The organism is Clostridium sp. CM041, from assembly GCF_055081035.1.
This window is the reverse complement of record NZ_CM143648.1, coordinates 726,986-739,737: the sequence shown is the minus strand read 5'-3', so window position 1 is coordinate 739,737 and position 12,752 is coordinate 726,986. Positions and strand designations below refer to the sequence as shown.

The 12,752-nt window shown below is 29.3% G+C and carries 12 protein-coding genes; 11 read left to right on the top strand and 1 reads right to left on the bottom strand.

The genetic code is table 11. From position 1 onward, the window contains the following. The first annotated feature begins 17 nt into the window (after window positions 1-17). Window positions 18-344: a CGGC domain-containing protein gene (locus tag ACWJJT_RS03625; RefSeq protein ID WP_462956080.1), complete on the top strand. Its 327-nt coding sequence runs from the start codon at window positions 18-20 to the stop codon at window positions 342-344. Window positions 345-353: 9 nt separating this feature from the next. Further along, window positions 354-1,598: a UV DNA damage repair endonuclease UvsE gene (gene uvsE / locus ACWJJT_RS03620; protein ID WP_462956079.1), complete on the top strand. Its 1,245-nt coding sequence runs from the start codon at window positions 354-356 to the stop codon at window positions 1,596-1,598. Between the two features lie 395 nt (window positions 1,599-1,993). Here uvsE and ACWJJT_RS03615 read toward each other — a convergent pair whose 3' ends face one another. Continuing rightward, window positions 1,994-2,848 carry a cell division protein gene (locus tag ACWJJT_RS03615; protein ID WP_462956078.1) on the bottom strand — a complete coding sequence of 285 codons (855 nt, stop codon included), beginning with the start codon at window positions 2,846-2,848 and terminating at the stop codon, window positions 1,994-1,996. Between the two features lie 428 nt (window positions 2,849-3,276). On the opposite strand from ACWJJT_RS03615, the gene ACWJJT_RS03610 reads away from it, so the two are divergent. The 9 genes from ACWJJT_RS03610 (at window position 3,277) to ACWJJT_RS03570 (ending at window position 12,466) form a co-directional block, all read left to right on the top strand. Further along, window positions 3,277-3,912 (top strand): HutD/Ves family protein, encoded by a 636-nt coding sequence (locus ACWJJT_RS03610; protein WP_220285884.1) that lies wholly within the window; start codon window positions 3,277-3,279, stop codon window positions 3,910-3,912. Between the two features lie 38 nt (window positions 3,913-3,950). Beyond that, the gene (locus ACWJJT_RS03605; RefSeq protein ID WP_216303066.1) at window positions 3,951-5,141 is read left to right on the top strand and encodes a sensor histidine kinase; all 1,191 of its coding nucleotides are present in this window, start codon (window positions 3,951-3,953) and stop codon (window positions 5,139-5,141) included. 14 nt (window positions 5,142-5,155) lie between these two features. Beyond that, on the top strand, window positions 5,156-5,812 hold the full coding sequence (locus tag ACWJJT_RS03600; RefSeq protein WP_216303065.1) for a response regulator transcription factor: 657 nt from the start codon (window positions 5,156-5,158) through the stop codon (window positions 5,810-5,812). A 134-nt stretch (window positions 5,813-5,946) separates the two neighbouring features. Continuing rightward, window positions 5,947-6,885 (top strand): ABC transporter ATP-binding protein, encoded by a 939-nt coding sequence (locus ACWJJT_RS03595; RefSeq protein WP_216303064.1) that lies wholly within the window; start codon window positions 5,947-5,949, stop codon window positions 6,883-6,885. A gap of 20 nt (window positions 6,886-6,905) precedes the next feature. Further along, window positions 6,906-8,144 (top strand): ABC transporter permease, encoded by a 1,239-nt coding sequence (locus ACWJJT_RS03590; RefSeq protein WP_462956077.1) that lies wholly within the window; start codon window positions 6,906-6,908, stop codon window positions 8,142-8,144. A gap of 48 nt (window positions 8,145-8,192) precedes the next feature. Beyond that, window positions 8,193-9,368, top strand: coding sequence for an ABC transporter permease (locus ACWJJT_RS03585; protein ID WP_462956076.1), 1,176 nt, complete (start codon window positions 8,193-8,195; stop codon window positions 9,366-9,368). Window positions 9,369-9,470: 102 nt separating this feature from the next. Continuing rightward, window positions 9,471-9,800, top strand: a complete 330-nt coding sequence (locus ACWJJT_RS03580; protein ID WP_220285881.1) for a single-stranded DNA-binding protein — start codon at window positions 9,471-9,473, stop codon at window positions 9,798-9,800. A 65-nt stretch (window positions 9,801-9,865) separates the two neighbouring features. Beyond that, a complete protein-coding gene (gene msrA, locus ACWJJT_RS03575) occupies window positions 9,866-10,345 on the top strand; it encodes a peptide-methionine (S)-S-oxide reductase MsrA (RefSeq protein ID WP_462956075.1) in 480 nt (159 codons plus the stop codon). 132 nt (window positions 10,346-10,477) lie between these two features. Continuing rightward, window positions 10,478-12,466, top strand: coding sequence for a sigma-54-dependent Fis family transcriptional regulator (locus ACWJJT_RS03570; RefSeq protein WP_462956074.1), 1,989 nt, complete (start codon window positions 10,478-10,480; stop codon window positions 12,464-12,466). Window positions 12,467-12,752 lie beyond the last annotated feature (286 nt).

Below are 12,752 nucleotides of genomic sequence, written 5' to 3'. Positions count from 1 at the left end.
TTAAGGTGGTTATAAATATGAAAAAGATTGCTGTATTAAGATGTTTTAAAGTTTCTAGTAAATGCTCAGGTTCTGGTTGTATAAAGGCATTTAACAATAAGACAGCCTCATTTAATGATTATGATGCTAGTTTAGACATGGTAATGCAAATACCATGTAGCGGATGTAACGCAGATTCATTAAAAGAAATGCTTAATTCCTCAGAGGAATTAAAAAAACAGGGTGTAAGCAGTATACATTTATCAACATGCATCAGAGCGACATGTCCTTATTATAATGAATTTATTAAAGGCCTTTCAAAGAAATTTGAGGTTGTTGGATACACTCATGGGAGGAAAAAATAGGAGGTAAATATGAAAATTGGATATGCATGCATACCACTTACAACAAATGCAAGAACAAATAGAAGATTAACGCTCAAAAACTTTTCGGAAGAAATGTTTTTAGAAATATTAGAGCAAAACTTAATAGATTTAAGAGGAATATTAGAGAATAATGAGAAGTATAACATAAAGTTATTTAGAATAAGTTCAGATATAGTTCCATTAGGAAGTCACAGTATTAATGAAATTCCATGGCATAAACATTTTCAAAACGAATTAAATGAAATAGGCGAGTATATAAAAGAGTGTGGCATGAGAGTGTCTATGCATCCAGGTCAGTACACAGTACTCAATGCAGAAAAAGAAGAGATTGTAGCAAAAGCAATTAAAGATTTGGAATACCATGCTAGATTCCTTGATTCATTAGGTGTGGATTCAAGCAATAAGATAATACTTCATATTGGTGGAGGTTATGGTGATAAAAGCGCTGCTATGAATAGGTTTATTGAAAATTTCAAAAGATTATCATCTTCGGTAAAGGATAGGCTCGTAATTGAAAATGATGGAAAAATATTTAATATTGATGATGTACTTTTAGTAAGTAAGGAAATTAATATACCAGTAATATTTGATAACCTTCACCATCAGTGTAATCATGAAATAGAGGTGCCTATAAAAGAAATAATGAGGAAGGTAGCTAAAACATGGCAGAAAAAAGATGGTAATATAAAAGCCCACTATAGTCAGCAAAATTTGCATAAACAGATAGGGGCTCATTCAAATACGATAATAGTTAAAACATTCCTAGAATACTATGAGGAAGTTAAAGAGTTTAGTATTGATATTATGCTAGAGGTAAAAGACAAAGATATTTCGGCTATAAAATGCAATATTATAATTAACAACAGGGATAAGAAATCAAAGGCTGGAATTATAGAAAAACAGTGGGCTAAATATAAATATGTATTAATGGAAAGAAATTATAAATATTATAAAGAGTGTAGTAAATTGATAAAAGAGAATTGCAGTATTGAGGAATTCTATGAGTATACGGATGAAATAATAAATTTTGATGTAGAGAATGGAAGTTTTGTAAGTACTGCAGAGCATGTTTGGGGATATATTAAAAATGCTGCTTCGGATAAAGAACTAACTCATTTTAAAAAAATCCTTTTAGATATGGAACATAAAGAAAAGGTTAAGCTTTATTTGAAAAAATTAAGTGTTAGATATAATGCTGAATATATACTTAATTCCTATTATTTTTATTATTAATAAAGAGTGTTGCAAATAAAAAACGCCATATGGTGTTTTTTATTTGCAATTTTTTATATCAAGAATTTGTTTGAATATACTATGAATATAAAATTTCTGGATTAAAACATATATAGACTAGGAGTATAAACCAAATAAAAGTATATTTAGTTACCATAACTAAGATTATGTAAACTAAATTTAAAATGTAAACTAAAAATTATAATTTATCCATCAATAATGTTCTTCATAGTAATTGAAATAAAAAAAGGATATGTAAAATATTTTCACATATCAGGCAAGTTAGGATATATCATTTTATAATCCTCGTTAGTACTAAAAAATTGCTTCTAGGGGTATAGTTCGCAAATTTCTTGAGTTTGATACACCAAAGGGTGGGATGCACGTTAAGAATATTATGAATTAATTTTGGATTTTGCGAACCAAGTTATAGATATAAAATAACCTATTATAGGGGAAACTCCGTATCCCATCAATGGAACTGGAAAATTTCCGAATAGAGTAGAAATTAATATAATTATAAAATACATACCAATGCTTTCTGATAACAATTTATATTTTTTTGGTGAAAAAAATATAAATGGCAATGGCAATATTACAAGAGAAATAAACCCTAAACTAAGCCATATTATTCCCATATTTGCTACCAAACTAACTATATTTTCAACATAAGATACAGGTGGTAATCCATCTAAAAATACCCAAGAAACAATAATCAACGCAGAAAGTAACACTACAATACAAGAACGAAAAATATTGTTATTAATCTTATTCCATAACAACATTATCATTGGAATAGCAAATGCAGTTAGCATAGAAGCATCAGGTTGTAAAGCAAGCAAAACTGATATAACTATTGTAATAGCAGCTGAAAACCACCAATCTCTTATTTGTAACAATTCCCATAGATTTATAATTATAATAGGTATGACAATAACCGCAACGTAAAACTTAATTGGCCCAACAGATACCCATCTATGAACGCCTTCTATTCCTGAACTAATAAAAGTTAGAAATAAAAGAATTACTGCAACTATAATAGTAGTGGTATTAGTGCTTGCATTATTTTTAACTTTAGATTTTTTTAATAGTATAAAGTATGAAATTATTCCAGCTAATACTAAATAAAAAATGTTTTGAACAAAAATAGCAATTGGTACTTTATTGGTGTACATTGCTATCCCTCCAATAGTTATTGATGGTACTGCCATCAATAACGGTATAAAATTCAATAACCTCAATTTTTTCATTTTTAACTCCTTACCAAATAAATATTATTTTGAAATTTATATTAATGAATGATAAAATACAATCCTGAATTAACTGATATGAATATATTATTAGAATTATTAGGTTTAATCTCTCCAAAGTATTTATAAATTATTAGTTTTACTTATTTCCTCTATTGATTTGTATAAAGTTGGCTTTGAAATATCAAACATACTGCAAATAACTTTAACTGTTGTTTTACTTTATTATTATATCACTTAAGATATAATAATATCGGATAGTTTACACGATATCAAGTTCAGATTTAGAAATTGTTAATCCTAAATATTTTTAATTAAGTCCCAGATTAAAGTACAAACTAAAAATTATGACTTCTACTTTCGAAATAAAAGGAAAATACATATAAAAATAGAATGTAAATATGATAAGTAATAGGGGGGAATTATAAATGTCTTACAATATTGAAATAATTAGAAAAAATCAACATAAAACAAGTGAATGGTCTGGTGGTACAACAACAGAGCTTTATATTTATCCTAATGATTCACTATATGGTAATCGTAATTTTAAATGGAGGCTGAGTTCTGCAAAGGTTGGAGTAGAACAATCTACATTTACATCTTTACCCGGAATATCAAGGATTATTATGATTATTGAAGGAAAACTACTTCTTGGCCATGAAGGTCATCATAATGCTGTGTTAAAAGCATTCGAGCAGGATAGCTTTAGTGGAGAGTGGAAAACAACAAGTTTTGGTAAAGTTGTAGATTTTAATTTAATGATGGCACAAGGCTACACGGGGAGATTAGAATCAATTTCAGTTAATAAAGGGGAGTTTAAAGATATATTGTTACACAATAATATCAATGATGCTGAAAAATCTCATCAAATCACAGAAGCATTTTATATAGTGAAAGGTGATGTAGAAATAGCTACAGAAACAAAGGAAAAAATAAATCTTAACAAAGGTGATTTAGCATTAGTAACTACAACAGAGAAAGAAAACAATTTAGAACTTAAGGTTTATAGTAGCAGTCAGGAAGAATCTAAAATTATAAGAGCTTCTATATTTTATTGTGAATAATTTTAAAATTAATATATATATAAATTGGATGTGGTAAATTGAAGAAAAATAACTATCCGTTTTTAGAATTAATTAAATATATAGTATATTTTTTAGTAGCGCTTTCAGTTGTTATGACCGGTGAATATTCTATGAATATTATGACTAAATTCATTATTTGTATGCTGCTATATATATTGAATACTCAGATAAGAATGTATTTTTTATATAAGAAAAAATATGCAGTGATAATTTCTCTTTTTATAGATTTAGTATTAATTTCTATAATCTATTATAGTTTTGGTGGGTTTATTTTTATATATTATTTCATTTCAGTTTTGGATGCTGCTTTGATGCTTCCTAAAGCATATGCATACGTAGTTATTTCATTTTTATATGCAGCGGTAGTATTTCAAAGTAGTAAACCAGTTTATGGTAAGATGCAGAATTATATTTTAGTTAATGTGATTTTTAATACGGTAATTGTAGTTATATTTGGAGTCTTGGGAAGATATATTGCAGAAGAAAGCGAGAGGAAAAGTGAAGCACAGCACTTATATGATAAGCTACGAATATCAGAGGAAAATTTAAAAGAGACCTACGAAAAATTACAGCAGTATTCAAATACTGTGGAAGAACTAACTATTTTGAGAGAAAGAAATAGAATATCGAGAGAAATCCATGATTCTGTTGGTCATACCTTATCTACACTGCTTATTCAGCTTCAAGCAATTCCTTATGTAATGAAAAATGACCAAAATGAAGGTGAAAAAATGGTGAGTAATTTAATCCATTTCACTAAAAATGGAATTGAAAATGTTAGAAGGGCAGTAAAAGAGCTTAAACCAACAGATTTTGACAGTTATCAAGGGGTTTTTGCCCTTCAAGAACTTACTTCTAATTTTGAAAAACTTAGTGGAGTTAAGGTAAGTTTTATTGTTTCTAATGAAAAATGGACATTGAATGGAGATCAGAGCTTCACTTTATATAGAATAGTTCAGGAAGCACTTAATAATTCACTTAATCATGGTAATGCATCTAGTGTGATTATATCACTTCAGTTTTTAGAAGATAGGTTATATTTACATATAAAAGATGACGGAAAAGGCTGTCTTAAAATTAAAAGTGGTTTTGGATTAAAGGGTATAGAACAGAGAGTTAAAAGTCTTGGGGGAGAAGTTAATGTTCATGGTGATAAAGGCTTTGAAATTAGTATGTCCATACCAAAAATTGAAAGCTTTATAGAATAACAGGGGGCAGGAATTTGGAAAAGATTAATATAGCAATTGCAGATGATGAAGTACTTATAAGAGAAGGATTAAAGATTATTTTAAGCTCTAATTTAGAAATAAATGTAGTGGGGTTATGTGGTAATGGAGAAGAAGCTCTAAAATTATGTAGAAATGAAAAAGTAGATGTAGTCCTAATGGATATAAGAATGCCTTTATGCGATGGAGTTATGGGTACTAAACTTATAAAAAGTGAGTTTAAGGATATAAAAATTCTAATACTAACTACATTTAAAGATGATGAGTATATATATGATGCTATGAAGCATGGTGCAAGTGGCTATCTTCTAAAAGATACATCCTATGATATTATTATGGATGGCATTAAAAGTGTGTATAGAGGCAATGTAGTTATGCACCCTGAGGTAGCAGCCAAAATTATAAATAATACTAAGTCCAATTCCAAAAATACACTAAGTAATATTATGGATAAATATAAGCTAACGTTAAGACAAGTAGAATTTATAATTGGGATAGGAACAGGGCTTACAAACAAAGAAATTGCTAGCAATCTTTTTGTTACAGAGGGAACAGTAAAAAATCACATTACAGAAATACTCTCAAAGCTTGAATTAAGAGATAGAACTCAAATAGCAATTTTCGCACTTAAGAATTCTTTAGTGGATTTTTAATTTTATGACCATTACTTAAGAACATGACTTAAGTAATGGTCAATTTTTTATAGTCATTACTTAACTCAATTGCTATAGATACTGGAAATTTATATAATATAATTATAAGCAAATTATTTAAAGGAGTGTTGAATTTGTCAATAATTGAGATAAACAATGTAACAAAAAGATATGAGGATAAATTAGCTGTTGATAGTATAAATCTTAATATAGAAAAAGGGGAATTGTTTGGATTGGTTGGACCTAATGGTGCTGGAAAATCCACTCTTATTTCAATGATTTGTGGATTATTAAAAGCCGATAGAGGTGATATAAAAATTTTTGATAATTGCATAAATAAAAAACCTGTAGAAGCTAAAAGACACATAGGATTTATACCTCAGGAAGTGGCACTATATGAGAATTTAAATGCATATGACAATCTTGTATTTTGGGGTAGCATGTATGGATTAAAGGGAAGCACGCTTAAAAATAGAATTAAGGAGGTTCTTGAAGCTACAGGACTTACTGAAAGATCAAAGGACAAAGTAAAAAAATATTCGGGAGGTATGAAAAGACGTCTTAATATTGCAGCGGCAATAATGCACCATCCAGATATTATCATTATGGATGAACCAACAGTGGGGATTGACCCCCAATCAAGAAATCATATACTGGAGTTTACTAAAAACTTAAATAGTGAATATGGGACAACTGTTATATATACAAGTCATTACATGGAAGAAGTAGAGAGTTTGTGTAATAGGATTGCAATAATAGATGAAGGCAGGGTTGTTGCTAGTGGTACTAAAGATGAAATTAAGAGAATGGTAACAAATGAAGAGAAATTAGAAATTATTGTAGAGAATTTTAAAGAAGAAATCATATTAAAATTGAAGAGGATAGAGGGGGTTAAGAGAATAAAATATAGTGATCCGTTGCTAATTTTCACTGTTGAAAATTCGCAGAGGAATCTTCAGGATATTATTATAATCCTTATGTCTTCATCCGTAAGAATAAATAATATAAGTGTTGATTCACCAAACTTAGAAACTGTATTTTTAAGTTTAACTGGAAAGAACTTAAGAGACTAAAAAATGTGGAGGTGGGATAAGTGAAAATATTTAGGATATTTATAAAAGACATCAAGGTATTTTTAGGAAATATAAAATTCTATGTACTTATATATTTGATTATGCCTCTTTTATTAGGAGTTCTTTACGGTATGATGTATGAAAAACAACTTAATCCAGATAGGCATATTCCTATAGTAAATGTAGCCTTAATAGATATGGACAAAAGCTCATACACAGCTCCTTTAAAGGATATTCTTACAAATGATGATATGAAAAAATTTGTAGAACTTAGCCAGACACCTGATATAGATGAAGTAAAAGCTAATCTTCAAAAAGGAAAGCTTAAGACTGCCATAGTGATACCAAAGGGTTTTTCAGAAAAGGTTGAAAAAGGTGAAACTGTTAATATAAAGGTTTTAAAGGCCTCCTCCTCTGGTGTTGAATCACAGATTATTTTTGATATAGTAAATTCTTATGTGCAAGTACTTAATAATAATGTAAATATATTTTCTGCAATAGACGGGAGTGTTAATGATAAAACTTCTATAGACATGTTGAAAGAAGCAGTTATAACTCAGACAATCACTTTAAATAGTGAAAAATTTATAAATACAGTTAATATAACTAAAGATAAAAAGCTTAGTGGAAAACAAATTTTTACAATCTCAATGTTAGCATTCATTAGTCTTTATCTATCAGTAATAGGAGGACAAAATATGGTAAGGGAAAAAGAAGATGGCACATTTGCAAGATTAAAATCTACCACTTTAAGTATGAAAAATTTGTATGTAGCTAAAATATGTTTTGTATTTTTTATAACTCTAGTGGATATTACATTATACATGGGCATTTGCAAGGTCATTGGAATAAGCGTTGGGGACAGTTATGTGAAGCTGATTTTAATTAGTATTCTACACGCCTTTGCTATAACAGGTATTAGCGCTTTCATAATGAACCTATATAAAAGCCAGAAAAATTTAAATGCAAGCTTTACAGCAGTAATTATGGTATTTGCTATGCTTGGTGGAAGTTTTTATCCACTTGAATATACTGGGGAAATCATGAGGAAAATTGCTAAAATCACTCCGAATTACTGGATTCAGGATAGCTATAATAAAGTAGTGCTTGGAGGAAGCATAAAAGAGCTAACGGTAAATATTATAGTACTCTTAGGTGTTGGAATTTTAGGAATAGCTTTTGGTGCATTTTTCATGAGAAAAAAAGAAGGGAATAATCTATTTAAAACATTAAATAAGGGAGAAAAGGTTCAGATATAGTAAAAAAATTTAAGTGAATTTATTGTTATGATTAAGGAGGCGACAAGAATGCAGGTTATTCATATGGCATTTTTACATTTAAAAAGAATGTTAAAACAGAAAACACCCATATTTTCAATGATTTTAATACCGGTTTTAGTAGTAGGTGCAATTGCATACTTTACAAGAGATTCTAAAGATTCATTTAATGAGACTGTTGATATTACAATAGTTAATAAAGACAAGGGAAGATTAGGTATTAAACTTATAGAAGAATTAAAAACAGATAAAAATTTTAAAATTAAAGAATCAGACCTTGCAGAGGCGCAAATAAGAATAAAACAGAATAAGACAGGAGTAACTTTGGTTATACCTGAAATCTTCACGGAAAATTTAGAAAGTGGTAATTTAAAGAAATTAGACATAATGAAATTGTCAGATAGTAATATGGATATTATTATTTCTAAAAAGGTAAATAATTTTGTAACTCAAAGACTTCTTTCAAATAAAGTTATATCCGTTATAAAACAGAATGATATTGTGATAAATACAAGCTATGGTGAAATTTCAAGGAAAATAGATGCTTCTTTAAGTAATAACCCGGTAAAAGCCGAGCTAGAAGAGGTTAAAAAGGATGGAACGCGCACTTTATCAGGTTCATTATCTACAAGTCTTATAATTAATTTTCTTATGTTCTCAATGATATACATTGTCATAGAAATGGTTGAACTTAGAAATAACAAAACCCTGAGAAGAAGTTTATCCACGCCAAATAAAAATGGTAGTATAATAGTCTCTGTGCTTTTATCTATGTTATTCCTATGCTGGATTCAAATAGGACTTATGGTAACAGTAACAAAATATATTTTCCATATATATTGGGGAAAATCGATGTTTGCAGTATTTTTGATATTTACTATTTTTATAGTGGTTGTTTTAAGTATTGGATTATTAATATCAAGGTATTCTAAAAATCAATCTCAGGCTGTTGGTATTGTTAATTTAGTAGTAACCCCAACATGTATTATTAGTGGGACAACTATGCCACTTGAATTTCTTCCAGCAGTATTTAAGAAAATAGCTTATTTTACTCCACAAAATTGGGCATTGTCTGCACTTAATGATGTGGCATTGAAAAATAGCGGCGTCATAGATATACTTCCAAAGTTAGGGATCTTAATTCTGTTTGCACTTGTCTTTTTCACAGCAGGATCGAAATCATTAAAGGAAATGGTTGAAGTATAAGCACAGTAATATTTAAAAGAATAACAAACGTTTGTTTGTATAAAACCTCTTCTTATTGTCAATAATTTTAAAAAGTTACTAAATAAAAAGGAGAGATATTATATGAATAATGTATCAATAATTGGAAGAATAACAAGAGAACTGGAACTTAAGAGTTTTAATGAGGGTAAAGGGTTTTATACTAGATTCACATTGGCAATTAATAAAGTATCACATAAAGATATACAACCTGAAGCTGATTTTATAAACATTGTGGCATGGAATGGAATGGCAGAGACGCTGTGTAAATATTTGAAAAAAGGAAGTCAAATTGCTATAACAGGTAGACTATCTAGTAATAGCTACACAGATAAAGATGGAAATAAAAGATATAGCATAGAAGTTGTAGCAGAAGATTTTAAATTTTTGGATAACAAACAGCAAATAGTATAAATATACCTCTGAAGTCGTTATTGCATCTTCTACGAAGAGGTTGCAGTTCAAAAGGAGATGATTTAATGAAAAGTATTGTTGTAGCGGGAGGATGTTTCTGGGGTGTAGAAGCTTATATGTCAAAAATAAATGGTATCGCCCAAACTAAGGTTGGATATGCTAATGGTACAAAGAAGGAACCTACATACGAAGAGGTTTGTAAGGGAAATACTGGACATACAGAAGCCTGTTTAATAAGCTATGATGAAGATGTGATATCTCTAGAAAAAATATTGAATAAATTTTGGGGAATAATAGATCCTACTGTTTATAATAGACAAGGAGCTGATATCGGTCATCAATACAGAAGTGGTATTTATTATACTGATAAGAAAGATTTAGACATTATATTAAGAACAAAGGATGAGGTCCAAAGTAGATTCGATAAGCCAATAGTTACAGAGATACAACCTCTTTCTTGTTTTTATGATGCTGAAGATTATCACCAAAAATATCTACAAAAAAATCCAGGTGGTTACTGTCATATCAATTTAAATGATGATTAAGTTAAATTAATTGATTCTTAAAGATTCCTTGTTTTTTCAGGGAATTTTTTTTGCTTATTTAATATTTTCAATAGCCATTTTATATAATTAGACATATAATGATATTAAAATGCTATGAGAGGAAGGATTTATTTGCCAAATAAAAGATCGATTAGTAATTCTGAAGATATTATAAAAAAGCGGCAATTATTTGTTTCGAAGGGTATTTTAAATAAAAATGGACTTCGAGATATTATCTCAAAGTCTTGGGAACGAAGCAAATTGAATGATATAGATCCATTTAAAAAGGATTTTACAATTGAACTTACACAGGATGATCTAAAAAATAAGTATAAGGAATTTATGCCTCTATTACAGACAGCTAAACCATTTATGCAAACACTGTACAATCTACTACAAAATTCTGATTTTATGATTCGTTTAACAGATAGAGATGGATATGTATTAGATCATATTGGAGAGGATAGCTTAATGCGGCAAAATAAATTTCTGGTATTACAAGACGGATATAATGTAAAAGAAGAAGTAATAGGCACTAATGCAATTGGTCTTTCATTAATAACTGGTGAGCCAATACAAGTACTTGGTGGCGAACATTATTTACATGAGTATCATAATTGGACTTCATCTGCATGTCCTATAAAAAATGAAAAGGGCAGGGTTTTAGGGGTATTAAGTATTACAGGTAATTATGAATTTGTACATCCACATACGTTAGGTATGGTAGTAGCCGCAGCAAAGGCTATAGAAAAAGAAATGAAGTTAGAGTATTACAATAAAAAATTGAGAATAGTTAATGAACAATTTTACCAAATTACAGAATCAATTTCCGAGGGCATTATTAGAATAGATAATCAAGGTGATATACTTAGTATGAATAGGTTTGCGAGGAAACTATTGGGATATAGTGGGAAAGATGTACATAATATTCACATAAGTAATGTTTTGTCTGATAATAGTGGTAAGGATATTATAAATGTTATGAATAATGGAAAGGAGTATCAGGAGGAAGAAATAGATTTTACTACAAAAATGGGTAGAAATAAAACTTGTATAGTTAACGTTACCCCCATAAAGGTTTTTAGCTCTAGTGACTTAGGTGGGGTGCTAATTACTTTTAAAGAGAATAAAGCAGTTCTAAGTATGATTAATAAAATTGTTGGAGCTAATGCAAGATATACCTTTGATGATATATTTGGAAAAAGCCAAAGTATAACCCATTCTATTAAGTTAGCATCAATTGCGGCTAAGACTGATGATACTATACTTTTACAAGGCGAGAGTGGCACAGGCAAAGAAATGTTTACACAAGCTATACATAATGCTAGTAGAAGGAAAGATAGGCCCTTTGTATTTTTAAATTGTGGTGCTATTCCTCGTGATCTAGTTTCTAGTGAACTTTTTGGGTATGTAGAAGGGGCTTTTACTGGAGCTAAAAGAGGTGGACATCCAGGGAAATTTGAGCTCGCAAATGGCGGAACAATATTTCTTGATGAAATAGGCGATATGCCCTTAGACGCTCAGATAAGTTTACTTAGGGTTTTAGAAGACCACATGGTAGTAAGAGTTGGAGGACATGATGTTATACCAATAAATGTTAGGGTTATAGCGGCTACTAACAAAGATTTAAAAAAAGAAGTTGAATTAGGAAAATTCCGAAGTGATTTGTTTTATAGGATAAATGTTATGCCAATTTATATTGCTTCCATTAGAGACAGAAAAGAGGATATTAAGATATTTATTGATTATTTTTATGAAAAATTCAGTGAATCTAATGAAAAGAATATAAAAGGAATAAGTGAAAGCTTTTATAAAAGTATGATTAATTATAATTGGCCCGGAAACGTTCGGGAATTACAAAATGTTATGCAACTTGTATTAAATGTAGCTGAAAATAATAGTGTAATTACAAATAAGAGTTTGCCAAGTTATATAAATGAAAAAGAAAATGTTGGAGAAGTAGGTGTCGCAAAGCAACTACTTACATTAGAACAAATCGAAAAAGATGCTATTCTGCAAACATTGATTAATGTAAATGATAATATGGCAGCAGCTTCCAGAATATTAGGTATAGGGAGAACGACATTGTATAGGAAAATGGAAAAATATAAGATTAGTTAAATAATCACCTGCGGTGCTGTAATAAGTTGAATTTCTACACCAACAATGATTAGTGTAGAATAGAGTAATCATTACCAGTTAATATAATTATAAAAATCGTATCAATGTGGTACAAGTGTTTCAAAATGGTGCATGTAATCGTTAGCTATAATAATATAGTGTACCGTATTGGTGCGATTTTAAATAAAGTGCTTTTATGAAAAACAAAAATTTTATTTAAAATAAAAAAATCAAGTTTATAAACCGTTGAAAATCAATGGATTATAAACTTGATTTTTTTTGTAAA